We start from the raw sequence: 25429 nt of genomic DNA on the forward strand, positions 1-25429 counted from the left end.
CCAGGATGAATTGAATTCATCTCTACGGATTGCCCACCATGTTTGCCACGCTTCCGGTTACCGCACTGCGCACCTTTGAATCCTCCGCCCGTTTGCGCAGTTTTAAGCAGGCTGCGCTGGAGCTGGCGGTTACGCCAACCGCCGTTTCGCACCAGATCAAGGCGCTGGAGCAGCAGTTGGGTTTTGCACTGTTCGACAGGGTACCGCGCGGCGTGCGGCTGACGGAGAAAGGGGAGCGTTTGTTCGCTGGAGTACACACCGCGCTCCTCGATGTGGCAAATACGCTGGATGCACTGCGGCCGGTGCCCAGTGCCGGCTCATTGTGCGTTTCCGTCACCCATTCTTTCGCGGCGCTGTGGCTGGTGCCGCGCCTGGGGCGTTTTTATCAGGCCTATCCGCATTATCTGGTTCGCCTGGAGGCTTGCGCCGAGGTGATTGACCTGCAGCAGGACGCCAGCGTGGACATTGCGATACGCTACAGCAACGCCAATTACCCCCAGTTGCATCAGGCCGCACGGCTGGACGAGCGCTTTGGCGTTTACGGCGCGCCGGGGCTGCCTGTGGCGGAACACCCCGCGCCAACGCTGATCACCGTTCACTGGCAGGACTCTACGCTGTATGAAAACGGCTGGCGTGACTGGTGCCAGGCCGCCGGGGTCGATTGGTGGCAGCGGCACTCGGCGCTGCGGGGTTATGACGAAGAGCATTATGCCTTGCAGGCGGCGGTGGCTGGGCAGGGGCTGGTGCTGGCCAGTTCGGTGATGGTGTCCGATCTGGTGCGTAACGGGCTTCTGGTGGCTTACCGACCGGAAATTTGCGTACCGGGTGCCGCTTATACTGCGCTGTGCGTGCCGGGGCGCGAACGACACCCGCCGGTGCGGGCGTTTCTGAGCTGGTTGCAGCAGGAATTGCGGTAGTGAACAAAGCACAAAATAAAAACTTTTCTGATGTGGGGCGTGGGAATATTGGGTAAATTCGGTATTCCATTCCCATGAGAGAGATGTCCATGAGCCAGCCAAGAACTTCTGATTACCCGATTGATGCGCAGTTTATTGAACGCTGGTCGCCGCGTGCGCTGGCCAATGATCCGATCGACGACGAAACCCTGCTGAGCTTCTTTGAAGCGGCACGCTGGTCGCCTTCGGCGTATAACATCCAGCCCTGGCGCTTTGCTTACAGCAAGCACGGCTCGGCCAGCTGGGACAGCTATCTGGATTTCCTGATCGAGTTCAACCGCGGTTGGGCGCAGCACGCTTCGGCGCTGGTGGTGGTGATCTCCAAAACCACCAGCCTGAACGGCGAGAAGGAAGTCGCTAACCCGAGCCATGCGTTTGATGCCGGCGCCGCCTGGGCGAATCTGGCGTTGCAGGCGCATTTGAAAGGCTGGCTGACCCACTGCATGGGCGGCGTCCACCACGACAAAATCAAGGCGGCGCTGAACCTGCCGGATAACTATGTGGTGCACGGCATGGTGGCGATCGGTAAAGCGGGTGATAAATCCCTGCTGCCGGAGTTCCTGCAGCAAAAGGAGATCCCATCAGGGCGGTTGCCGCTGGAGCAGACGGTGGTCGAAGGGTTGAACTTCACCCTGTAATCGTTCCGTCTGACGCGAAAAAGCCCGCAGAGGGGGAAACTCTGCGGGCTTTTTGCTTTATTCAGGCTTTGCTCATCACCACAACCAGGTAAATGCAGGGCTCGCCGCTCTCGTTTTTGAACACGCAGTCCGCCGGTGGGCCAAGTTCAAGGCAATCCCCTTCTGCCATTTCATGGCGATTTTCCCCTTCCTGGAATACCAGCGAGCCGGCCAGCAGCCAGATTAACTGGCGTTTGAACGCGTAGACCGAGGCTGGCATCGGGATCTCCGCCCCGGCGGGCAGTTCAACGCGCACCAGATCGAGCGGAATGTCTGAGCGCGGGGACACATGACGGCGGACGTAACCGCTTTCGGGATCGACCCAGACCGGTTGATCCTCCCGGCGCAACAGCCGGCCTTCCTGCGTTTCCGCACGCGCAATCAGTTTGGACATGCTCAGGCCGAAGGCGCCGGAAAGCCTGGCCAGCAGCATGGCGGTAGGGCTGCTGTCGCCGCGTTCGATTTTATGCACCATGGCACGCGAAACGCCGGCCCGTTCGGCCAGATCGGACAAGGACCAATGACGGGCTTCGCGTTCGATGCGGATGCGTGCGCCGATGCGCTGATTTAGATTGTCTAATTTATTGTTCATATCGTAGTATGATAGTGGACAGTCAACCAGGGGGTCAACATGCTTATCCGTAACGCGACTATAACCGATAGCGAAGGCATTGCCGCTATCTATAACGACGCCGTGCTTAACACCACGGCGATCTGGAATGAACTCACCGTCGATGCGGCGAACCGTGCGGCATGGATGGCGGAACGCCAGGCGGCGGGGTATCCGGTGCTGGTGGCCGACAATGAGGCGGGTGAGGTGATTGGCTATGCCTCGTTCGGCGACTGGCGGGCGTGGGACGGCTATCGTCACACCGTGGAACATTCGGTGTATGTACGGCGCGACAGCCGCGGTGGCGGAGTGGGGAAAATCTTGCTGACGACCCTGATTGAACAGGCGAGAGCTATCGGCAAACATGTAATGGTGGCAGGCATCGAATCCGGCAATACCGCGTCGATACAGCTGCACCTTAATCTGGGGTTCCAGAACGTGGGGCGAATGAGCGAAGTGGGCGCCAAATTCGGCAAATGGCTGGATTTGACCTTTTTGCAGTTGCAGCTTGATCACGAAAAATCACCGCCGGCCCGCTAATCCTATGAATATCATGTTATTGCTGCTGGTGGCGGCGGGCATCAGCCTGGTCGTCCAAAACCTGCTGATGGTGCGCATCAGCGCAAGCGCATCGACGATCCTGATCGCCCTGGTGATCAATTCCAGCGTCGGCCTGTTGCTGTTGATGGCGTTGCTGTTCGCCAAAAACGGCGCCAGCGCCCTGGCTGAGGTGACCGGCAATTTCAGGGGCTGGATGCTGTTGCCCGGCCTGCTGGGGTCGTTCTTTGTCTTTTCCGGCATTTTGGGTTACCAAAAGCTGGGGGCCGCGACCACCATTTCGGTGCTGGTCGCCAGCCAACTGGTGGCGGGGTTGGCGGTGGATATTTACAAGGCCGGGCCTGCTGCGTTGCGCGACAACCTGCCTGCGTTACTCGGCGCGGTGCTGTTGGTGGTGGGCGCTTTTTTGGTGGCCAAAAGAAGTTTTTGAAGAGAAAAAGCCCGCCGGTTTTTCCCCTGGCGGGCTTGTCGGCGTCAGCGCCGGTTGTGCAATATTCTACAGGTTAGCCGTTTTCGCTAAGGCGGTCGGGTGGTGTGTCTATGCCGAGTAGGGCCGTGCTTTTACGGTATGAGCACAAGATAAAGGCGAGCCCGAGCAGACAAGCGGAAATAATGACAAACCGGCTGTTGATCAACTGCGAAAGAGCACCCCCCAGCAGGGCAGCCGGCGGCATGATCCCCCAGGTGATGAAGCGAAAGCTGGCGTTGATCCGACCCAGCAGGTATTCGGGGCTAACCAACTGCCGGAGGCTGATAATATTGACCACTCCAATTGACGAGCCCCAACCTGCGCAAAACAGGAAGGCACCGAGTAGCAGCTGATCTTGCGGTGCTGCTTGCGTCACGGTGCAAATAGCCAAAGTGAAAAGGCTGTAAATCACCCCGCCCACCATGATGCTGCGCCCGTGCCCCAGCCGTTCGCTGGCCTTGCCGGCACAAAGTGCGCCGATCAATCCACCCAGCCCCTGCAACCCCAGAATCAAGCCGACTTGCGTGGTGGCAAGGCCCAGCGTTCGGGTGAGGTAAACCATGATTTGCGGGGTCGCCGCGCAGGCGAAAATGTTCCACACCGCGCCGATAATCACCAGGCGGCGTAACGGCGGTGAATGGAAAAGGGTGTGAATACCCAGTTTGATTTGGCTGAGGCTTGACGGAGCGGCCCCCTCGGGAGGCGCAGGTTTATTCTTGGGGACGGTCAGGATCATGCCACTGCCCACCAGAAACAGCAGGCTGTTCAATAGCAAGGCCCCTGGAATGCCGGCAATTTTTAACAGCATGCCACCCACGGCAGGCCCGACCAACTCTGCCGCACCGGCAATGGCCGCCAGAGCGCCGTTGCCTTTGGCTATCAGCCGTCCGGGAACCAGAGCGGGGATATAAGTCCAGTAAGCCACTTCAAAATAGACATTGGCGGCGCCGACGATAAAGACCATCGCCGCCAGAGTCATCACTGACAATGCGCCGCTCCAAACGATAAACATGATGATCAGCAGCAAAACGACACGCAGAAAATTAGCGCAAAACAGAATCGACCGGCGCTCCCACTTATCAGCGGACACACCGGCGATCAGGCTGAAGATAATAAAGGGTAAACGTTCACTGGCGGCCAGCAGGCCTATCTCGAACGGTGTCGCATCAAGAAAGGTTATGGCGATGAGCGGGATAACGATAATCACTATCGCCGTGCCGAGCTGAGTGGCAATATCCCCCATACAGAATCGTACGAATGCCGGATAATGAAAAATCGAATCCCGTGTCGTCATTTGAACTGCTTCCTTAACTCGCCAGTGTGCATGCAGTCAGCGTTAGGCAAAGTATTTTGCCGTTTCCAATCCAATCAGCGCATCTATTTCGTTCAGGAAGCGATGCCCTTTTTCAGCCACTTCCTGCGGCGTGTCGGCCAGAATAATGACATGTCCCATAATGCTGAAATTGCCCTCGTAGCGCCCAATCTCCCTGCCGGCATAGATATTCAGCGTATTGTGCGGGATCTCGTAGCGAGCCAGCAGTTCATCGAGCTGTTCCGGTCGGAAGGATGAGGAAATGGTGCCCCCATGTCTGGCCGCCACCGCGAGAGTGATCCCCGCATTGGTAAACTCGTCGTCGTTGACATTGACCGGCTCCCCCAGATGCAGGCGGATCAAATACTCGAAAGGATCGTGGCCTGTCTGAATCTGATACATGATCGGAGACACGCTGCCCATCATTCGGGCATTGATTTCCACCAGCACCGGGCCGCTGTCGGTTAACAGCAATTCTACGTGATACAGGCCAATCTGAATGTTCAGGGCGGTAAACACCGCTTGCAGATAGGTTTTCATCTCGTCACGCGTTTGTTTCGGTAAACCGGAGGGCATTACCGCCGCCAGTTCCAGCAGGTCGTAATAATGTGCACGGTAACGGGTGGTGGTGGCGTAAAACATGACCTCGCCTTCACGCACGATCACCTCCGCGGAGTGCAGGGTGCCGGTGACGTATTCTTCGATGATATATTCATGCGACACGACGCTGTCAATCAAGGCGCTGTTGGCCCGATCGATCTTCAGGTTATCGACATAATTATCGAAATCGCTCTGCGTGCGGCAAATAGCGGAGAACTGTTTGGCAAAACCGCGAATGGGCTTTACCACAAACGGCAGCGCGATTTTTTTTGGCCCTTGCAACAGTTCCTCTTCATTTAACACCTCAAAATCCGGTGAGCGGATACCGTTGTTCTTCAGCGTGGTACGCAAGCGATTCTTAAATATCGCATTGCCCAGATCTTGCGGGCTGGGATAGCGCGTTCCCCATTTTTCGGCCGCACAGGCGGCCGCCATGATGCCGGTCTCGGCCGAACTGATTACCGTGTCGAACGGATTCTCTTTCACCAAGGTCTCGAGCACGGGGAAAAGGTGCTCGTTTTCCAATGTATCTACCTCGATATAACGATCGACATGCCCCAACTGGTTAGCCAGTTTCGCCGGGTCTTTCGACATGATGCTGACGAAGCTCGAAGACTTGGTCGGATGAATAAAGGTGACCTGATGGCCGAGCCGCTGAGCGCTGCGAAAGGCGTTCAGACCGGTCGGGGTGCTGTCGATAAAGATAACGTGAGCCATAAGCATTTCTCCTTGAAATAAAATAGGGGCTAATTTGGGAAACCGCAGATCAACAGATTGATAAAGAACAGCACGCTGAGAGCCGTGACGCAAAAAGTGGCGCTGGGCATACGGATGGGAACGCAGGCTATTTGCAAAATGGAAATGATGGCAGCAACGAGCAGCACCAGACCGTCGGGCAAATAGCCGGCCGTGTTCAGCAACAACATATTGGTGATGATAAAGGCGGCGTAAGGTGTTTGCAGACCATAAGCGCTCTCATCCCCCGTTCCTGTTTGCAGAGTAAAGTGCGACAGGCGTACGCAGCCAAACAGGACGATGGAGGCCGAAATGACGCCGGTCAGAAGGGGGAGATAGGCAAACTGCTGGAACAACAATATGGCGGTAACCACATTGAAATTCAGCATGTCGGCCAATGTATCGAACTGTTTGCCAAATGCCCGTTTCTCCTGCTGATGAGCATAAAAACGCCGGGCCAGATATCCATCAAGGTGATCGAGCAAAATAGCGATAAACACCAGCAGGATCGCCCACCCCGGACGGTGGGCTAAAACCAGCATCAACGCTACGATCCCCGCCAGAACATTGATAGCGGTTACCAGGTTCGCGCCATCTATATATTTACCGGGCATCAACCAATGGCGCTGTTTTGACATCATGGCAGTTCCAGTTTTTGAGTGAGTGTGGCGTGATGGCAATTAGCCAATCGTTCAAGCGCGGTGTGGAACGTCGGTTCATCACAACACAGGACGATCCTGATATGGTCGGCGCAGCTTTGCCCGTAAATAATGCCGGGGACCGTGGCGACGCGTGCAACCTGCAACAAGTAATCTGCGACGCTCTCGCCCACGGTGGCAAAACGTTGCCGTTGCGCCAGCGGCAAACGTTGATAAAGCCCTCTAACGCAGGGAAACAAAAACATTCCCCCCATCGGCGAACGTGGCCAACTGAACCCCAACGCCGGCGTTAACTGCTGTTTTGCCAGGCGTATTCGCGAGTGAAGCATTTTTTGCTTGTCCGCCAGCCAATCGTCGGTTTGCGCGTCCTGGAGTATGCGCAAGGCAATCTGTTCATATTGGCGGTTAACGCCAAGCACCAGGTAGTCGTGGGTTTTGCTGGCCGTGGCGATAAATTCGGCGCTTCCGACCAACCAGCCGATGCGCAGGCCGGGAATGCCGAATTTTTTGGAAAAGCTGTTGGCCAGCACCGTCCTGCTCGCCAGGGGATCGAAGCTGCGTGCAGGGTAATGCGGGCGGTTAAATGCCATGCTGTCATAGACTTCATCGTGAATGACCCAGGCGCCGCTGCGTTCGGCGCAGCGCATGAGCTGTTGCCATTCATCGGCCGACAGCACATAGCCCGATGGGTTTTCCGGGGAGTTGACAATCACCGCTTTTGCCCCGCCGAGTTGGCGTCGGAATGACGGGTCGCTGTCGATCAGGTCGGTGAATTCTGCATCCCCGACCGGGCGCGAAAAGCGCCGAGGCTGGCGGCCGAGAGCCAGCAGGGCGCGTTCATACAACATATAGGAAGGATCGGTGATCGCCAGCGTATCCCCAGGATTCGAGCAGCACAGAATCGCCAGTGCGACGGCTTCAACGCCTCCGTGGGTGATTAAGACCTCGGTTTCAGGATTGACCTTGAGGTTATAACGGCGCAGATACCAGTCAGCGATCGCCTGACGCAGTGCCAGAGATCCCAACGAGTGCCCATAACGTTTCGCCGAGGAAAGAAACGCCTCCTGGGTCAGATCGGTCTGGGCAATCTCTGCCAGCAAATGCGCGGGGGGGCCAAATGCCGGTTCACCGATGCTCATGTTCATGATATCCGGGTTGTCACGCGCGGCCTGCGAGATGGCTTTCGATACGTAAACGCCGATGTCGGACAACGTGCTGTTCAGCAGCGCCGGTTTCACCTGATCCAATGCGTTAGGCTCTCTCATGAGGTTAAGATCTCCTCGGCCAACTGGGCAGCTCGTTGCAGGTCGCCGTGATTGTCCACTTCAATCCAGGGGCGGCCGCCGGCGTCGACGTAGGCTGTCGGAAAACGCGAGAATGCCTGTTCAAAAATTTTGTAAAGCTGCATTTCCCCCTCAAACGGCAGAGTACTCAGCGCATCGACGATAAATTGCCGTGCCGCTTCGCCCAATTTGACGAAGCAGATAAATTCGCCGATGGCCCCGTCGCCCGGTTGGCTTTTTGCCGTCCCATGCTCAATAAACAACAAATGTTCCACCTTGCCATTGGGCGCGATAACCAGCGTATCGATACTGGGATTTTTGCTGTCGGAGTCCACCGCAATACAAATTTCGGCCGGGTTGTCTTTCACCTGCTTGAGCAACGACGGCGGGATAAGCAGGTCGCCTTCATAGTAAATCACCGGTCCAGGGTGTTGACTGAGAGCCAGCCAGGCGCTCCAGTCCAGATTGCGGGATTTGAACTGTGGATTGTGCGAGACAATAAAATGGCTGCCCCCCAATGATTCAAACAGAATCTGCGCGACCTCCGTGGCGCCGTGCCCCAGAACGAAGGTTTTATGCCCGATGCCGGCGCGGTCAAAGGATTCAAGTTGGTAATCCACCATTCGCCGTTTTCCAAGCATCAGACAGGCTTTATGCCGGGATGTGGTCAGTGGCAGCAGTCTGCTGCTTGAACCTGCCATTAAACATGCAAGACGCATTTTCAATCTCCTTGTGTAAAACAGCCGCCGGGTGGCAGGCCGGGTGTTACTCAGCGCGTTCCAGACCGGTTGACCAGCTTGCGCCTTGCGCATGGTTCACAACGACCGCTTTACCGTGATAAGCCTCATCGCGCGAGAAGGTGCCGGTGTAACGACCGTCGATGATGATCGGGCCAATGCATACCATTCTTGGATTGTCCTGTTGATGCGGCAGGGTGTAAGTCCATATGTCATCGACAATGTCCTGCAGGACGAAAGAACCGCCTTCCGTCAGCTGCCGTTCCAGCTGTGCACGCCATTGCGTAGCCGACATTTGTCTGCCAAACATCACCTGGTATCCGCACAGTCCCAGCCCCGGTTTTAAAACCAGATTGCTCTGTTCGCGTATCGCTCTGGCCAAATTGCCCGGCGTTAAAATAAAGGTGGGGGGAATGTGGGCATCGATCAGTGCGCGTTCTTGCTCAGTGAACAGGTGGGCATAATCGGGATCGGTGAGAAAGGCCAGATTTGCTTTGTTGTCGTAAACCGCACAGCCGGCCGGCACACTGAACAGATCTATCTGGCCTTCATCTTCCGCCGCGACCAATGCTGCAATAAACGCGTTGTCGATGTTGTATTGCAGTTGTTCGGCGTACACCAAATCGGTAAAAACGATGTCGATTCTTACGCCGAAAGCATAGACGCCCGTTGGGGTGAAATGGACGTCCGCCGGTTTGCCGGTCAAGAGTCGAAAACCGCCCCGGCGGGCGATATGGCCGAAGTCAGGCCAGCCAAAATTGTCCTCCGGGATCTCGTCCGGATCGTCCAGCAATTCCAACATTACCGGGGTGCTGTCATCCGCCTGTGGCGTGCGGTGACGATGCAACGTTTCGGCCCAGAGGCGCCCCATGTCCGGCGCATGGAGTGTAATCCCGGCTTCCTGCAGCCGATGGCTGAGCGCATGTTCCTGCAAGGTGGTGACATAACGATCGCAGATGCCCAGCCCGCCGAGTGAAGGAGTCACGTTCATTTCAACCAGTTTGAAACCTTCGTGGGTCAGCAATGCATCCGGCCTGGCAAACAGCCGTGCGCGCGCTAATACCTGCGGCGTGCAGAAGGTCAGGATGTCTTCACGCTGTTGCGGCGTCAGGCATTGCGCAGCCAGAAAGCGCGAATAATCCCCGCCGAACAGGCGTTCCGGCAGACTGAAAACGATGGCCAGCAGCCGCGCGGCATCGACGCCGATGTTTGTCAGATGACCGGGCGGGAACACCGCAGGCGGGAAGGTGGCGCGCCAGTCGCCGGGGTGTACCTTGAGCAATGCCTGGGAAAATGCATCGGCGCACTCGGCGCCGTCCTGCGCGGAGTAAAAGTCCATAACTTGTTGATCAAGAATATTTTTAAGCACCTTATCCTCCCAGATTGAGTGATGAAAGACGCGCGATGGCCTGATTGAAAACCTGCTCGCTGGCGCAATTGGTCAATCGTAAGTATTGTCGACTTTCGGCGCCGTAAACGATTCCCGGCACCGTGGCGATTTGCCGCTCCACCAGAAGATATTCCGCGACCGCGCTGCCGGCATCAGGCGAGAAATCGCGCCAGCGGGCGGGTAAGGCCGGATAGAGTTCGGAAACGTCAGGGAACAGGAACATCCCCCCCATGGGCCGGCGTGGCCAACGGAAACCCTGCGTTTCGCCCAACGCCGAAAGCGCGTACCGGTTACGGGCGGCCAGAATGTCCTGCTGCTGTTGCATCCAGTCGTCTACCTCGGGGGTGTTGAGCAGCCGTTCGGCGATAGGTTCGCCAAGAATACTCACCCCCAGACACAGGCTTTCGTGGACCCTGCTGGCGGCTTCAATCACCTTGGCCGGCCCAATCAGCCAACCTGTGCGCAAGCCGGGAATGCCAAACTTTTTTGAGCAACTGTTAATCAGCACGCTACGTTCGCGAAGGGCCGGAATGCACCAGGCGTTAAGGTGACGGCGGGTGAAAGCCAGAGTGTCGTAGACCTCATCATGGATGACCCAGCGGTCGCCTTTGCGACAATCATCGGCGAGCGCTTGCCAGTCCGCGTCACTCATGACGTAGCCGGTGGGGTTCTCCGGGGAGTTGATCAGCACTGCGCGCGCCGAGGCGTGGGGATTTGCCGCCAGCGCCGTCGCATATTCATCTTCGCCTTCAGGGCGGGGCAGCGGATGGCTTTTACGGTTCAACAAGTGAATGGCGCGTTGATAAAGGGTGTACGCCGGAGCCGCCAACAGGACGCCGTCGCCAGGATTGGTCACCGCCTGCAACGCCAGATTGAGTGCTTCAATCCCCCCATGAGTCACCATTATTTCGCTTTCCGGATCGATATCGATAGCGTAACGGCGCCGATACCACGCCGCTATCGCTCTGCGCAGCGACAGCGAGCCGCGTGAGTGTTCATAGCGCTTGACCGCATCCAGAAACCGTTCTTTGTTAAGATCCTCTCGACAGATCACGTCAACCAACGCGGCGGGCGGACCAAAATCGGGCTCACCCATGCTGAGATTCAGGATCGCAGGGTTCGCTTTCGCTCGCAGAGCGACCGTCTTTGATGAGAGCGGGTTCAGGTGTTCCAAATACGCATTGATGGCAGGCATGGTATTCCTCTTATTCCTGATCCATTGACTGAGGGTTCACGGCGATAAGGTTACGCGCCAGCAAAATCAAACGATCGTAATTCAGCATCAGCGTAGTAAGGGTTACGGCGATCAACATACCGGTTTGCCATTGGCCGCTGACCAGCGACTGCATCACGAAGGCCAGCACCGGTATCAACGAATTCATAAAGGTAAACAGGGTGACGCCGACCCACTGCAGGCAGGTTTGCGACAAAAAAGAAGGTAAAACCATATTGGCGACGATAAGGATCAACAGGTTGCGCAGGGTTTCCGGGGCTACCCACAACGCGCCGAACTCGTGATGCGCGAACAGGTAAGCGGCGCTGCAGGCCAACAGCATATAGCAGCGCAAAGAAACGACCGAGACCGGGCCAAGCCCGCTCTGCCGGCTGAAACTCAGCGAGCTGACGTAGTAAAGATACATCATGGCCCCCGCTGACATTGAGGTGCAAAGCACCCGCAACGGGAAGGCCGAGAGCGCATGAATGCACAGGATCGCCATCAGGATGAACAGTGACTTCAGCCAGCGCTTTTCTCGCAGGCAACTGCACAGTGCCGAAGAAAGGAAAAATACGCCGATGAAAAAATCGGCTGAGGCGTGCGTCACGCTGTAATAAGAAAATATCCAGTTCAGCACAAAGGCGACGGAAAGCATGAGCCACATGCGCCAATGGCGGCGCAGCGCGCGGTGATTGCGCCGCAGGCGACGGAACTCCCACAGGTTAAACACCACGCAGGCCGCCAGAGCCATATAGAACAGGCTGATCTCGATCGGTATGCCGCCGCCGACATGACTCAAAAATACCTGTGAGGCGGACGTGAGGGCGATATACAGCAAGGTCAGCAATTGCCCGCGCGCCAGCTGCGCCGAGGGTGTCTGATGGGGCGGGGAGGCGGAGATCACAGGCATGTCAGGCCACCTCCAGCGGGTAAAGGGCCGAATACAGCGGCTGAGATTGGCAACCCAAACGCGCCTTAATCCGGGCATTGGTCCTGCCCGCCTCAACCCGGCGGATACCTTGCGAGAACGCATGCTGCACGCTGGCCGCGATCATGACGGTGTAAGGGCTGAAGCTCGAAAGCCGATAGTCGACGCCCCCGGCCCAAAGATGCAGGCATTGCGGGTCGTTCAGGCAGATGACGGCGGCCACCAACTGGCCTTCGTGTTCAACCTGGACCACGGTAATCAGCTCGCCGCAAGTTTCCAGAAAATGGAGAAACGTCGTTATCGGATAATAGTGCGGCGTACCGTTTCGGGAACTGGTGGCGTGGCAAAGTTTGACCGCGGCGGCAAGATCGGCGTCCCGGCCCGAAAGCACGCGGTAACTGCCGCGATCGCTGTCAAATTTTCGCAGCTGGCGCTTCATCTCCTGTCGACCATCGCGCGGGAGGGCTGCCAGATAATCATCGAATCGGCCAAACGGCATGAGATCGATAAAGAAACGGTCATGCATGAAATTACAACGATAGCCCGCCCGCTCTGCGGCGCTCAATGAAGGCCCTGCGCTGAGATTGAGCAGACCGCAGCCCGGAATGCCCTGCCGGTCGGCCAGCGCAATGAGCTCGGTCATCAAGCGTTGCGCCGCGTCTTCCGAACCTGGCCGATGCAGGATTTGCGTGTCGTAGCAATGGGCCATATGTCCCAAGAGCCCGCCGGTGGGGGCGGCAAAATGAAAGCCGGTGCTTTTTGCCAACGTACCGAAGGGATCGGGTTGCGATTGCTGGTAGACCACCAACAACGCGTCAAGCCGCTCTCCTTGCCATGCCGCCAGGTAATGAGTGGCTAGCGTCGGCAACATGGGGTGACGTTCTGCCGCCGTCAGCAGGTCAGGGTGATAAAAGGCCGGTTGCCTGCAGTCCATCCACAAGTCGGCATAGGCTTGGGCGTTGATTTCCGCGAATTGATGATGGCAAGACAGGTGATAACTCATAGTGCGGGCCTTAGCGAAAGTGGATTCGGTTGCAGGGTGCCGGGGGCGGCCTGTGCGGTAAATTCAGCGAACGCCGCCAGCAAATCATCGATATCCTGGATGTCGAGCTCCCCCATAACCCCAATGCGGAATGAATTTGCCGCCCAGTGTTTGGTGGGGTAAATCACCAGTCCGCGCTGGAATAAAAAGTCGTTCAGCTTGTCGATTTCGCACTGTATTCCCGGGTTCGGCGCCAGCGTGACAATTAACGGGGCGCAGAACTGCGGCTGAATTATCGGGGTGAACCCCAAGCGCGCCATACCGCCGAGCAGGTGTGCCATACGTTGAGCATAGGCACGGTGACGCGCGCGCCTGCCGCCCTGTTGACGGTACTCGTCAATAGCTTGTTTCAGGGCCAGCATAATTTGCAGCGGCGGCGTGAAACGCCACTGCCCATCGCCATCCAGCGCGTTGGCCTGCGCCCTGATATCCAGACTGAGCGTACGTGGGGCGACGTGGGTTGCCAGCACGGCCTTTCGCACTAAAACGAAGGCGATGCCGGGTAGCCCATGCAGGCACTTATTGGCCGAAAGCGCGACGGCGGAAAGCGAGGGCGCGCTGTAGTCCAACGGCAGCACGCCAAAGGTACTGATGGCGTCAATCAGCAGCTGGCAGCCGTACCTGTTTGCCAACTGCGTCAGGCCATCAATATCATTGATCACGCCGAGCGCCGTTTCGAAATGAACGGCGGCGATGTGGGTAACCAAAGGCGTTTGTTTCAGGGCCAGTTCAACCTGCGCCAGGTCAAAACCCTGATGTGGCGGCAACGTCAGCACCGAATGCGGGATCGCGTGGATGCGGCAAATTTCCACCATACGGGCGCTGTAGACGCCATTTTCGATAATCAACACGTGGTCATCTGCCGCCGGCAGAGAACAAAGCATCGCTTCGACGGCAAACGTGCCGCTGCCTGCTAACGGTACTGCGCTCCAACTCGCGTCGCATCCCGCGATATCCACGATGTCCTCACGCAACCGGGCGCTCAAGTGGATGGCGACCGGGCTGCGCGACCCTAAATCTCTGCCGGCGGCCTGGCGAACTTGCGTCGAGGTATTTAGCGGGCCGGGAGTGAATAAACGAAATTCCTGTGATTGCATCGTTGTCACCGTTCAACGGGATTGAGGCACTGTGCCGGCGTTGGTTTGCCGGGCGCTGTGCAAGGTCGGGGTGGAAACGTGAAAGATGGGATTGTCCGGCGTGGCCCATTTACTCCGGTAGTAGTGGTGGTAAAAATCCCCCTCGCTGGCCAGATTGAAAGTAAAGAACAGGATGCGCCGGGTCGAGGACGAGCGGTTTTCGCTGGAGCGATGGGGAATATAGGAGTCGAACAAGATCACGTCGCCGGGGGCGGCATCGATCCTTTGCCAGCGCATGGTGGCGCAGAGACTGTCGTCGATATCCCCGTTGCGCGGCCCCCCCTGGTAGCTGGGTAACTGGGGCAGGATCCCTCGAGGTGTATTCACCAGCTGCGCGCCCTTTGGCGTCAGGTCCCAGTGGGTGGCGATTTCCAACGCTCCGTTTTCTTCCACGGCGGCATCGAGCAGCACGGCGGCGGTCACCTGGTAATTTGAGGCGAAATGACGATAGGCCGTAATATCCTGATGGGGCGTGAACGCGCCACCGCCGGGATGTTTAAAATTGCATTTGTCTTTGAACAGATTGACGGGTTGGCCGAGGTGCTGCTCTATCAATTGCGCCAGACAGGGCACCAGTTCTTGCGCGTAATAAGGCGAACTGCCGGCAAGGTACTCGATACGGCACAGTTGTTCGGCATTGCCGGCTTCGGTGACCACCACCAGGCCCGGCACGTTGCCGGTTTGGTCCGATAGCGCGCGTTGGCTGATTTCGGCCAGCGCGGATTCGATACGGCTCAGATTGAGGTTGGCCCGCGATTTTTCCAGATGGACAAAACCCTGCTGTTGAAAATGGTTACGTGAGGCGTTCATCACTTTCTCCTTATCCGTTTGGCGGCCACTCGGCGGCGGCCGCCGTGTATCCAGGGTTACACCATGCGTTTCATGGCCAGGTCAAAAACGTCGTCCGGCATGCAGAGCACCAGCCGGATGTGGTTATTGCCCTGCGGGCCATAAACCGAGCCGGGGACAACGGCAACGCCGCGTTCTTCCAAAAGGTAATTCGCCACGGCGTCGCCGATATGCTGGCCCGGTTGTCGGTATTTTTCAGGCATCCGTTGGTAGACGCCGCTCACTTCCGGGAACAGGAACATGGCACCGAGCGGTTTACGTGGCCAGCGATACCCACGTTCTTCCGTCAGAGTATTCAGCGCGGTATGACAGCGCTGAGCGATGTTGGAGGACATTTCCTCCAGCCAGGCAAATTTGCCGTCATCGCTAAGCAAACGCTGTGCGATGCGCTCGTATTGGATATTGACGCCCAGATAGAGGTAATCATGCGCTTTGGCCGCCTGTTCGATAACCTGCGGCGGGGCTATCATCCAGCCGATACGCAGGCCAGGCAGACCGAATTTTTTTGAAAAACTGTTGATAATAATGGAGTTGTTGGCCAGGGAGGCGATGGCGCGCGCCGGCTGGTGCGGGCGTTCAAAGTGCATGGCATCGTACACTTCGTCATGAATGATCCAGCAACCGCTGCGCGCGGCGCGTTCCCCAATCACTGCCCAGTCCTGTGGGCTGGCGACATAGCCGGTCGGGTTTTCCGGGGAGTTGACAATCATCGCCTTCACCCCTTCCAGCGCGCCGTCCTGCGCCAGCATTTCCGCATACTCATGGTTGCCGGCAGGGCGCGTTATCCGCAGCGGAGTGCGTTCCAGCGTTTTCAGCGTACGGGCATAGAGCATATAGGAGGGATCGCTGATGGCGACTTTATCCTGTGCCGATGTCGTGACAAGCAGAGCCAGCGTGATGGCTTCCACGCCACCGTGCGTCACCATGATTTCACGCTCAGGATCGAAATGCAGGCCGTAGCGATCGCGATACCAGGCGGCAATTGCCTGACGCAGCGCCAGGCTCCCTCGGGGATCCTCGTAGCGTTTTGAGGCGTCCATAAACGCCGATAATGACAAATCCTCCTGTTCTATCGCCTTCAGCAGATGCTCTGGCGGACCGAAAACCGGCTCGCCAAAACTTAGGTTTGCAATGGAGGGATCGGCCTTCGCTTTCAGCGAAATGGCTTTTGAGGCATAAATATCCATGCCCGTCAGAACAGCATTGAGGGCGTTCGGTTGGGTAGTATCATGAATGTTCATGAGTCCGTTCTCGGTTGTAGGGATTGAGTGAGAAATGCGACCTCCCTCGGGAGGCTGCACGGTATTTGCCATGGTTTTTTCGAACGGTGAAGCGGGGGCTATCGTTTTCAAATGGGATTGCAGGCGGCGTGCGACCTTATAAGGCGAAAGCGTCGGGCGGCCCAACTGTGCCATCGACCCGATACCGATAGGGACATGCAACAGCCGCGGGCCGGAAATACCCGTTTGGCGCAGTGCGTTGGCGAAGCTGTCCGCATCGTTGCAATGCTGTGCGTGGGCATAGCCGGCCGCATAGGCCATGGCGACAAAATCCACGCCAGGAGACGCGGTGGGTTGGGCTCCCGTCGAGTCATAGCTGCCGTTATCCAAAATAATATGTATCAGGTTGTCGGGCTTGCTGGCGCCGATGCCGGCAAAATTTCCCAGATGCATCAGCGCAGCGCCATCCCCGTCGATCACGTAGACCGGCAGGCTGGCGCAGCCCAAGGCAATGCCGTGAGCGATGGCGCTGGCGTAGCCCATCGACCCGACGCAATAAAAATGTTCAGGGCGGTCAGACAACGTAAACAGTTCCCGGCCGGTTTTGCCGGTTGTCGCGATGATCACGCCATCGGGATTAGCGTGAGCCAGCAACGTCGCCAATGCCTCTTCACGGCGCGGATACGCCGTTTGCGGCTCGGGCATTGGCGATTGCGCGGCACAAAACTGATTGCCGGTCAGAACCAATGCATAAGGGCGCTGCTCTGCCTGGATGTAATTGCAGGCGTGCTGCAGGCTGGCTAAGGCACCGGTTTCGTCGTCGGGCAGCACGGCCCACTCGACCCCCGCCAGGCTTAGCAATTCAGGCGTGATCTCGCCCATCAACCTGTGTTGCGGTTCATCTTTGGTGCCGGGCTGGCCACGCCAGGTCACCAACAGCAAGACCGGAATCGAGAAAGGCTCGTTAAGCGATGTCAGTGGGTTTATCAGATTACCCAACCCGGAGTTCTGACACAGGACAACGGCCGTTTTATTGGCAAGCCAAAGCCCGGAGGCCAGAGACAGCGCCTCACCCTCGTTTGAGGCCAGTACGTAGTGGGTTTCATCGCGAGCAATAACTTCATTGATCAGCGGGGTTAAATAAGAGCAGGGGACACCGGTAAAATAGTGTGTACCTTGCTCAATCAATGCATCAACAAAATCGCGGACGTTAATCATCTAACCATTTCCTCACGAATGAATAGAAAAACCGGCTGACTGTCGCGTTAAAGGGTCAAGTATTTTTGTTCGGCCAGTTGTACTTCATATTCGTTGGTGAGTTTGAACACATCGTCCAAAGAGGCAATTTCACGTTCAATCTGTGCAACGCTATTATGTTGGCGAATATTTCGGGTAATAGCGCGCATCGCGGCGATGGAAGCACGCAGGCTATGATTAGCCCAGATAACCGTGGATACACCGACTTCACGGAACGCATCGGTGGCGGTGTTATAGTATTTCGTCGGTACGATAACGATCGGGCAATCATTTTGCCATTGGCGGCAAAAGTCCATGATCTCCGCGCCGTCAGATTGTTTGGAGTGGATCAATACCGCATCGGCCCCCGCACTGGCGTAGGCGTCGGCGCGTTTCAACGCTTCTTCCATGGGGCAGCCGCTGATAAGCGCTTCCACACGGGCAACCACGCAAAAATCGCTGTCCAACTGGCTGTCTTTCGCCGCTTGTATTTTGCCGCAAAATTCACTGATTGAAGCCAGATCCTGCCCAGCGCCAATAAAAGAGTTTATTTTAGGGAATAATTTGTCTTCCAGACACACGCCGGCGACGCCTCGCTGCGACAGTTTTTTAACCAGGCGGCGGACATTATTAAAGTTGCCAAAGCCGGTGTCCCCATCCAATAAAATAGGGATAGCGGTGTTATCCACCATAAAATCGACAACGTCCATAACCTGAGTCCAGGACGCTTCATTTCTGTCGCTAAGCCCCATAGAGGCGGAAATGGATAGCCCGGAAGCCCATAATGCCTCAAAGCCGCTTTCTTCGGCTATTTTAGCGCTCATGGCATTATGGGCTTCCATCAGGAAAGAGAGTTCTTTCTTTTGCAGTATATTCTTTAAAGCCGATGTTTTTCTCATAGCGTTACCTCAATTAACATTGATATACAGTGATGGTTCAATGGCTCTTCATAGTGAAAATGTCAGGTACTAATCAGAATAATCAAAGCAAGCATAAGACCCAATGACGGCGCTTGTCATAATGAAGGATGACGAGAATAGTCAAAGGCACCTGCAATCGCTGAGTAATCTTTTTTCCTTTGCACTGAAAAAGGCGGGTCCGTTTTATTGTTTTATAATTATTTACTTTAAAGTCATGAGGCTGTTTAACAGGTGATTATAATAATTATCCACCGTGTTAAGACGCATATTCGCGCCAATCCATATTTCCGCCATTGCCGCCGGCGATTTCTCTACAATTGGCGTGATCACTTGCTGCAACCAGCCTTCCGCATGGACCACATCAATCCCGATATGCTCGGTGTAGTAGCGCAGATCCCGCTCGGTAAAACCAAGTCGTTGGCTGCCCAGAACCAGTTTTTCGTATTGGCTGGGATCCAGCAATTCCGTAATGGCCAGGGCGCCGATCAGCTTGAAGTAATGTTCGCGGTTGGTGCCCCCCAACATAAACAGGTTGTAACCGCTCAATCCTTGCCAGGCCAGGGTGTCGGCAAAATTGTCTTCCGGCAATTCAATGTGATTGCGCATCAGCAAATCTTTGTACAAATTGACATGAGTATGGCGGTCGCTGCCTTCGCCGCACTCATCCCACATATTGCGGCTGAGCTCACCTCGGACCTCGAGACGTGCACCCACCATCGCCATGGCGATTAAATCAAAAAACAGCAAATTCAATGCGCTGTCGCTTTTGAAGAATGCGTTCATTTGCGCTTTTGACGCGTCATGCTGCAAAAATTCGTAGAGCGGATGCGTCGCCGAGCGGTGGTGTGACCAGAGTTCCCGCAGGCTTTCCGTAAACAGTTGCGGGCTCGTCGCGCTGGGCAAGGCGGCGAAATGCTCCGTCTCATGCGCCAACCACTTCTTTTCTATCATTCGTTTGATAGTGACCATCACAGGGTGATGTTGGTTTTTGCTTTCGGCGGTTAACGGGTCGGCTAAAAATGTCTGGTACAACCAAAATAAGGTTTTTTGCACGGCTTTGCGGCTGTGCTCAATGTCCGTGCTGTGATAGGCGGAGATCAGTTCAGCCTCTGTGGTGGCCAGGAGCATTGCCGGCAGGGTGGGATGACGGCAAAAATAGGCGTCCAAATCCTCCATGCGCAACAGACGTGCCACGAACTCATCCAGGCTGGTGGACAGCAATGGGCTTTGCGTCAATTCAGTATTTACCAAATCTAAACTATCCATCATTTACCCCTATAAATTTTGCTGATATAAAAGCTAATGTAAACAGGTTGGTTTTTCAAATTTAATATTTCAAAAATGTTTCATTTTTGTTTATTGCATTGATTGTTATGTGATTTTATTTTTCTTTCTTTATTTTTACATGTGATTTGAATCACATTTTTCATAAAATGAAACTGATCGGTACACATTAATTATTATTAATTATTATTAATTTATTAATAGAATCGTAGGATTGGCCGGCAATAAAAATGCCGCATTGCTGCGGCATAGGTGCGGCATTGGGGATGCGGAGCTTACAGTACGATGTTTTCGGCTTCGAGGATGGTTTTGGCCGTTGCCCAGGCGATCAGTGCCGGCGAGTATTCACTGTGGTCGGCGTAGGTCAGTTCCGAGATGATCGCGCCGTCCAGCAGCATGACGAAGGTGAAAGCGATGCGTTGCGCTCGTTCTTTTTTAACCAGCGAAAACAGAATGCCGGTGATTAACGCCACCAGGGCCTCTTTCATCTCTTTATTGATACTGGAAATTTCTTTTGATTTGTTGCCAAACTCAAGCAATGAATTGGTAAACATGCAACCGCGAAAGCTTTTGTCTTTAAACCAGGTGTGATAAAAATTGAATAACGAGAAGAGTTTATCTTTCGGTGTGAGATTGTTTTCAATCACTTCCGTGATATTTTTTATGAAATCGTCTTTACGCTGGGTTAATACCTCAATGATTAACTGATCTTTTGAAGCGAAGTTGCGATACAGCGTCAGCTTGGAAATACCCGCCTCGGTAATGATCTTATCAATACCCACCGCTTGATAACCTTCTTTGTTAAATAACTCCGTCGCGACATTCATTATTATTTGTTTTTTAGTTATCATAATATCCCCTGAAAGCTAACGAAATATTTATGATAATATCACAATTTATAAACAAAGGTATCTGCACGGGGAGGCCGTAATGCAATGCAAAAAAGCCGGCATCCGGTTTTTGTTCTCTCGCTAAAGTTGTTGCACCAGCGTTTTCAGTTGCCTGATGAGCGCATTCTCCGAGCCTGCGGCCTCCGGTTTGCCGGTGGATTGCCGGATAACCAGGGTGGTCGGTAACAGATCGTTAAACGCCTGTTGCGGTTGATTCGCCATGTTCAACAAATGGGTGACCGCACGTTTTCCTATCAGATCAAAGTCCTGCCTCACCGTGGTCAGGGCCGGGTGGAAATACTGGCTGTCGGGGGTATCGTCGTAGCCAATGACGGACACATCCTGCGGTATGCGTTTGTTGAGCTGCCGCAAGGCGCTGATGACCCCTAACGCCATCTGGTCGCTGGCGACCAGCATCGCCGTGATATCCGGGTGCCTGCCGAATAATTCCATGGTCTTTACCCAGCCGCTGTTGGCGCTCCAGTCGCCGTATTCGGTATCCGTCTCCGCAATGCCCGCCTGATACAAGGTGTCGCGCCAACAGGCAAGACGCAGCCGTGCCGAAATGGAGCTTTCCGGGCCGGCCAGCAAACCGAATTTCCGGTGACCCAGCGCCAAAAGCAGGTTAACGCTGCTGGCCGTGCCGTCGCTGTGAAGAAAACCAAGGTGACAGACCTCTGCGGCGGGCGGCACGTCCAGAAACAGTTGCTGTATGTCCGGGTTATCCCGCGCCAGGGTTTCCGCATCCGCTTTTTCCAGCGGCAGGCTCATGACCACGCTGTTGATCTTCTGCGCGCGAAATTCATTCAGCGCCGATTGCAGGACGTTCAGCTGCCCGGTTTTCAACATCGATATCGCCACCTGGTAGCCCACCAATTCCGCATGGTGCTTGAACGATGAGGCGATTTGCGAAGGGGCATGCAGCGCAAGGGAGGTGGTGATCAAGCCAAACGTCGGCAAGGTCTTGCCGGCCAGGATCTGCGCGGAGCGGTTAGGCACATAATTGAGCGTATTCATCGCGCCCAGCACCTTATGGCGCGTGCGCTCGGAGACGATATCCGGGTTGTTCAACACCCGTGACACGGTTTGCTGGGAGACGCCCGCCTCTTTTGCCACGTCTTCCAGCGTTGCCTGCCGTTTATTCATCAATTCAATCTCGCAATAAAGTGCGGCGTTAAATAGTGCTACAGGTGAGGAATATGCAGAGCGCCGACACGCCGTGAATCCGTCCATGGCGGCTCGTATCGCGCGTCCATGCGCCCAACGGTCGGCTAACCTGCATGCTCCCACCCGTCTCAAGTTTGGGTGTCGCGGTATTAAACGCAGTTATTTAGCCTGCAATGTACCCTTCTGTCTGAAAATGTATTAAAAAAACATTTGATGTCATGCGCAATACATTATAGGAAACAATCAACAAATAGCGTGATTGAACTCAAATATACCCACCAAATTTATTGCCCGTCAGGCCGGATATCGTATTTACTCGATTGAAAATGTATAGCGCTATACATCCCTCTGACAGCAGGTAAGGATTGGTATGAAGCAGCCCCTTTATTCGGTAAACGATAACCCGTCGGACAGCATTCTCCCTCAGGTTCTGGCCCGGCAGGACTGGCAAAACCCGGCCGTCACTCATCTCAACAGATTGCCCGCCCACCCGCAATTTCGCAGTTGGCGCGCGCTTGAAGAGGCCAGGGATAACCGGCGCTCCGAGCAGCGCGTGTCGCTGGATGGCGAATGGCGGTTCGTTTATCTGGCGCAGCCCGAAGCGGTAGATCCGCGCTGGTTGGTGGAGGATGGTCCGGAAAGCCGGCCCGTCACGGTGCCTTCTAACTGGCAGATGGACGGCTATGATGCGCCGATCTACACCAACGTCCGCTACCCGATCTCGACCGAGCCGCCTTTTGTGCCGCAGGAGAACCCGACGGGATGCTATTCGCGCGAGATTGACATCCCGGAAGCCTGGCTGAAGGCTGGCAAAACCCGAATCATCTTCAACGGGGTGAACTCGGCGTTCCACCTTTTTTGCAACGGGGTGTGGATTGGCTATTCGCAGGACAGCCGTTTACCGGCCGAGTTCGATTTAACCGATGCGCTGCATGCCGGCGGCAACCGTCTCTGCGTGATGGTGATGCGCTGGAGTGCGGGCACCTGGCTTGAGGATCAGGACATGTGGCGCATGAGCGGTATTTACCGTTCGGTGTCATTGCTGCACAAGCCGGATACCCACCTTACCGATTTTCAATTGTCCGCCGGGCTGGATACGGAGTATCGGCATGGCACCTTGCAGGCTTCGGTGCATGTTGCGGCGGGGAAAGCCCAGCCGGCGGGGTTGCAGGTGGAGTTATCCCTGTGGCGAGGCGACGAAAAAATCGCCGGCCAACGCAAGCCGCTGGGCACCGAGGCGATTGACGAGCGGGGAGCTTATGCCGATCGGGTGACCTTTGCGTTGCCGGTGCAGGCGCCGGATTTATGGAGTGCCGAGTTACCCCATTGTTATCGGGCCGTCATTGCGCTTTATGGTGCCGATGGGGAACTGATTGAGGCCGAGGCGACGGACACCGGTTTTCGCCGGGTAGAAATAACGGACGGGTTGCTGAAAGTGAACGGCAAGCCGCTGCTGATCCGTGGCGTAAACCGGCATGAACACCACCCGGAACGCGGCCAGGCGATCAACGAAGAGGACATGCTTCAGGATATTCTGCTGATGAAGCAGAACAACTTTAATGCCGTGCGCTGTTCGCATTACCCCAACAATCCGCGCTGGTACGAACTCTGTGACCGCTACGGCCTTTACGTGGTGGATGAGGCCAATATCGAAACTCACGGCATGGTGCCGATGGCGCGGCTGAGCGACGATCCGAACTGGTTCCCGGCTTACAGCGCCCGCGTGACCCGCATGGTGCAGTGTAACCGCAATCACCCTTCCATCATCATCTGGTCGTTGGGCAATGAGTCCGGGCACGGCAGTTTGCATGATGCGCTTTATCGCTGGATCAAAAGCAGCGATCCCACGCGGCTGGTTCAGTACGAAGGCGGCGGGGCCAACAGTGCGGCAACGGATATCCTTTGCCCGATGTACGCCCGGGTGGATGAAGATCAACTCATCCCTGGGGTGCCAAAATGGTCGATAAAAAAATGGGTCGGCATGCCGGGCGAAAACCGCCCGCTGATACTGTGCGAATACGCCCACGCGATGGGAAACAGCCTGGGGAATTTTGACGAGTACTGGCGGGCGTTTCGTCAGTATCCGCGGCTACAGGGCGGGTTTGTCTGGGACTGGGCCGACCAATCGCTGCTTAAAGACGATGGGAATGGCTCGCCCGCACCGGCCTATGGCGGCGACTTCAACGACACGCCCAATGACCGGCAGTTCTGCCTGAACGGCCTGGTGTTTGCCGACCGCACGCCACACCCTTCGCTCCATGAAGCCAAACATGCGCAGCAGTTCTTCCAGTTTTCGTTGGTGAGCCAGGCGCCGCTCGAGGTGGCCGTCGGCAGTGAATACCTGTTCCGCCGCACCGACAATGAAAGGCTGCATTGGCGAATTGAACAGGATGGGCGCGAATGGCGCTCTGGCGAAGTGGCGTTGGACATCCCGCCGCAGGGCAATGCCGTCGTCACCCTGGCGGAGCGCCTCGATTTGCCGGCGAATGCCCGCAATGTCACGCTGATCCTTGAAGTTATCCAGCCGGAAGCCACCGCCTGGTCATCGGCCGGGCATCGTGTCGCATGGCGACAATTCCGCTTGCCGACGGCGCTGGCGTTGCCGGATGCGCCAACACCCGGCGTTCGCCCGGAACTGCAGATTCACGAGGACGGTTATCGGGTGCTGCAGGGCGAACAGCAATGGTTTATCGACCGCAACAGCGGTTTGTTGACGCAGTGGACGGTGGCGGGTGAAGACAAGCTGATAAGCCCGTTCACCGACCAGTTTGTTCGCGCGCCGCTGGATAACGACATTGGGGTCAGTGAAGTCGAACGAATCGACCCTAACGCCTGGGTGGAACGCTGGAAAAAAGCCGGGCTGTATGCCATGCAGAGAACCTGCACCCAGTGCACGGCGGAGGCTTACGAAGACCGGGTGGAGATCCGCAGCACCTTCCATTACCGGTATGGCGATGAGGTTCTGATCGTCAGCCACTGGCAGATGATGATTGATTGCCACGGCGCGCTGAAGATCAACGTCGAAGGGGATCGCGCTGGCCATTTGCCGCCGCTGGCGCGTATCGGCATGGTGTTCCAGGCTGCGCCGGCCGCGGCCGCGGCAGAGGTAGAGTGGTTAGGGCTGGGGCCGCACGAGAATTACCCAGACCGCCAACAAAGCGCCTGTTTCTCACGCTGGCGTTTGCCGTTGAGCGAGATGGTCACCCCGTACGTCTTCCCCACGGAGAATGGCTTGCGTTGCGACACCCAGGAGCTCCATTGGGGGGGTTGGCGTGTCGACGGGTTATTCCATTTCTCGATCATGCCTTACGGCAGCAAACAGTTAATGGACGTCGACCATTGGCATCTGTTGCGCGCTGAACCCGGTATCTGGATCACCCTGGACGCGCAGCATATGGGCGTGGGGGGCGATGACTCCTGGACGCCGAGCGTGCATGAAAAGTGGTTGTTAAAGGAAACGCAGTGGCGTTATCAGGTCAGTATTAAGCATCAGTAAGCGTGGAGGGGGATATACCCGTCATACTTGAAGCTGCCTCTGTGTTGGCTGCGCTTACT

Annotated in this window: 22 protein-coding genes; 5 read left to right on the plus strand and 17 right to left on the minus strand. The window is 56.0% G+C overall.

Annotated features, from left to right (window positions below; genetic code table 11):
- The first annotated feature begins 38 nt into the window (after positions 1-38).
- Both QZQ97_RS01865 and QZQ97_RS01870 read left to right on the plus strand, forming a co-directional pair.
- Positions 39-917 carry a LysR substrate-binding domain-containing protein gene (locus QZQ97_RS01865; RefSeq protein WP_311991991.1) on the plus strand — a complete coding sequence of 293 codons (879 nt, stop codon included), beginning with the start codon at positions 39-41 and terminating at the stop codon, positions 915-917.
- Positions 918-1006: 89 nt separating this feature from the next.
- Positions 1007-1594 (plus strand): nitroreductase family protein, encoded by a 588-nt coding sequence (locus QZQ97_RS01870; protein ID WP_065506367.1) that lies wholly within the window; start codon positions 1007-1009, stop codon positions 1592-1594.
- A gap of 61 nt (positions 1595-1655) precedes the next feature.
- Here QZQ97_RS01870 and QZQ97_RS01875 read toward each other — a convergent pair whose 3' ends face one another.
- Positions 1656-2225 carry a helix-turn-helix domain-containing protein gene (locus QZQ97_RS01875; protein ID WP_311991992.1) on the minus strand — a complete coding sequence of 190 codons (570 nt, stop codon included), beginning with the start codon at positions 2223-2225 and terminating at the stop codon, positions 1656-1658.
- 39 nt (positions 2226-2264) lie between these two features.
- On the opposite strand from QZQ97_RS01875, the gene QZQ97_RS01880 reads away from it, so the two are divergent.
- Together QZQ97_RS01880 and QZQ97_RS01885 are read left to right on the plus strand one after the other, a co-directional pair.
- Complete coding sequence (locus QZQ97_RS01880) at positions 2265-2783, plus strand: GNAT family N-acetyltransferase (protein ID WP_311991993.1); 519 nt, start codon at positions 2265-2267, stop codon at positions 2781-2783.
- Positions 2784-2787: 4 nt separating this feature from the next.
- The gene (locus QZQ97_RS01885) at positions 2788-3231 is read left to right on the plus strand and encodes a DMT family transporter (protein WP_311991994.1); all 444 of its coding nucleotides are present in this window, start codon (positions 2788-2790) and stop codon (positions 3229-3231) included.
- Between the two features lie 73 nt (positions 3232-3304).
- Here QZQ97_RS01885 and QZQ97_RS01890 read toward each other — a convergent pair whose 3' ends face one another.
- From QZQ97_RS01890 to QZQ97_RS01965, 16 genes are all read right to left on the minus strand, one after another.
- Positions 3305-4564: an MFS transporter gene (locus QZQ97_RS01890; protein ID WP_311991995.1), complete on the minus strand. Its 1260-nt coding sequence runs from the start codon at positions 4562-4564 to the stop codon at positions 3305-3307.
- Positions 4565-4606: 42 nt separating this feature from the next.
- Positions 4607-5899, minus strand: coding sequence for an ATP-grasp domain-containing protein (locus tag QZQ97_RS01895; RefSeq protein ID WP_311991996.1), 1293 nt, complete (start codon positions 5897-5899; stop codon positions 4607-4609).
- A gap of 29 nt (positions 5900-5928) precedes the next feature.
- On the minus strand, positions 5929-6558 hold the full coding sequence (locus tag QZQ97_RS01900) for a CDP-alcohol phosphatidyltransferase family protein (protein ID WP_311991997.1): 630 nt from the start codon (positions 6556-6558) through the stop codon (positions 5929-5931).
- Positions 6555-7841: a pyridoxal phosphate-dependent aminotransferase gene (locus tag QZQ97_RS01905; RefSeq protein ID WP_311991998.1), complete on the minus strand. Its 1287-nt coding sequence runs from the start codon at positions 7839-7841 to the stop codon at positions 6555-6557. The genes QZQ97_RS01900 and QZQ97_RS01905 overlap by 4 nt, the downstream gene beginning before the upstream one ends.
- A complete protein-coding gene (locus QZQ97_RS01910; protein ID WP_311991999.1) occupies positions 7838-8578 on the minus strand; it encodes a phosphocholine cytidylyltransferase family protein in 741 nt (246 codons plus the stop codon). Before QZQ97_RS01910 ends, QZQ97_RS01905 begins: the two co-directional genes overlap by 4 nt.
- Before the next feature lie 46 nt (positions 8579-8624).
- Positions 8625-9965, minus strand: coding sequence for a hypothetical protein (locus QZQ97_RS01915; protein ID WP_311992000.1), 1341 nt, complete (start codon positions 9963-9965; stop codon positions 8625-8627).
- A 1-nt stretch (position 9966) separates the two neighbouring features.
- Positions 9967-11181 (minus strand): pyridoxal phosphate-dependent aminotransferase, encoded by a 1215-nt coding sequence (locus QZQ97_RS01920; protein ID WP_311992001.1) that lies wholly within the window; start codon positions 11179-11181, stop codon positions 9967-9969.
- Positions 11182-11191: 10 nt separating this feature from the next.
- Positions 11192-12112 carry a hypothetical protein gene (locus QZQ97_RS01925; protein WP_311992002.1) on the minus strand — a complete coding sequence of 307 codons (921 nt, stop codon included), beginning with the start codon at positions 12110-12112 and terminating at the stop codon, positions 11192-11194.
- Between the two features lies 1 nt (position 12113).
- The gene (locus tag QZQ97_RS01930) at positions 12114-13133 is read right to left on the minus strand and encodes a GNAT family N-acetyltransferase (RefSeq protein WP_311992003.1); all 1020 of its coding nucleotides are present in this window, start codon (positions 13131-13133) and stop codon (positions 12114-12116) included.
- Positions 13130-14269 carry a 2-aminoethylphosphonate--pyruvate transaminase gene (locus QZQ97_RS01935; protein WP_311992004.1) on the minus strand — a complete coding sequence of 380 codons (1140 nt, stop codon included), beginning with the start codon at positions 14267-14269 and terminating at the stop codon, positions 13130-13132. The genes QZQ97_RS01930 and QZQ97_RS01935 overlap by 4 nt, the downstream gene beginning before the upstream one ends.
- Before the next feature lie 12 nt (positions 14270-14281).
- Entirely contained in the window at positions 14282-15118 is an 837-nt protein-coding gene (locus QZQ97_RS01940; RefSeq protein ID WP_311992005.1) for a phytanoyl-CoA dioxygenase family protein, read from the minus strand.
- A 56-nt stretch (positions 15119-15174) separates the two neighbouring features.
- On the minus strand, positions 15175-17595 hold the full coding sequence (gene aepY / locus QZQ97_RS01945; protein ID WP_311992006.1) for a phosphonopyruvate decarboxylase: 2421 nt from the start codon (positions 17593-17595) through the stop codon (positions 15175-15177).
- Between the two features lie 47 nt (positions 17596-17642).
- A complete protein-coding gene (aepX, locus tag QZQ97_RS01950) occupies positions 17643-18512 on the minus strand; it encodes a phosphoenolpyruvate mutase (protein ID WP_004946681.1) in 870 nt (289 codons plus the stop codon).
- A gap of 222 nt (positions 18513-18734) precedes the next feature.
- A complete protein-coding gene (locus QZQ97_RS01955; RefSeq protein ID WP_311993860.1) occupies positions 18735-19709 on the minus strand; it encodes an iron-containing redox enzyme family protein in 975 nt (324 codons plus the stop codon).
- A 383-nt stretch (positions 19710-20092) separates the two neighbouring features.
- Positions 20093-20668 (minus strand): TetR/AcrR family transcriptional regulator, encoded by a 576-nt coding sequence (locus QZQ97_RS01960; protein ID WP_311992007.1) that lies wholly within the window; start codon positions 20666-20668, stop codon positions 20093-20095.
- Positions 20669-20788: 120 nt separating this feature from the next.
- The gene (locus QZQ97_RS01965; RefSeq protein WP_311992008.1) at positions 20789-21853 is read right to left on the minus strand and encodes a LacI family DNA-binding transcriptional regulator; all 1065 of its coding nucleotides are present in this window, start codon (positions 21851-21853) and stop codon (positions 20789-20791) included.
- 391 nt (positions 21854-22244) lie between these two features.
- On the opposite strand from QZQ97_RS01965, the gene QZQ97_RS01970 reads away from it, so the two are divergent.
- Positions 22245-25370 (plus strand): beta-galactosidase, encoded by a 3126-nt coding sequence (locus QZQ97_RS01970; RefSeq protein WP_311992009.1) that lies wholly within the window; start codon positions 22245-22247, stop codon positions 25368-25370.
- The last annotated feature ends 59 nt before the right edge of the window (positions 25371-25429 follow it).

The organism is Serratia sp. root2 (genome assembly GCF_031931805.1).
Classification (GTDB): domain Bacteria; phylum Pseudomonadota; class Gammaproteobacteria; order Enterobacterales; family Enterobacteriaceae; genus Serratia; species Serratia inhibens.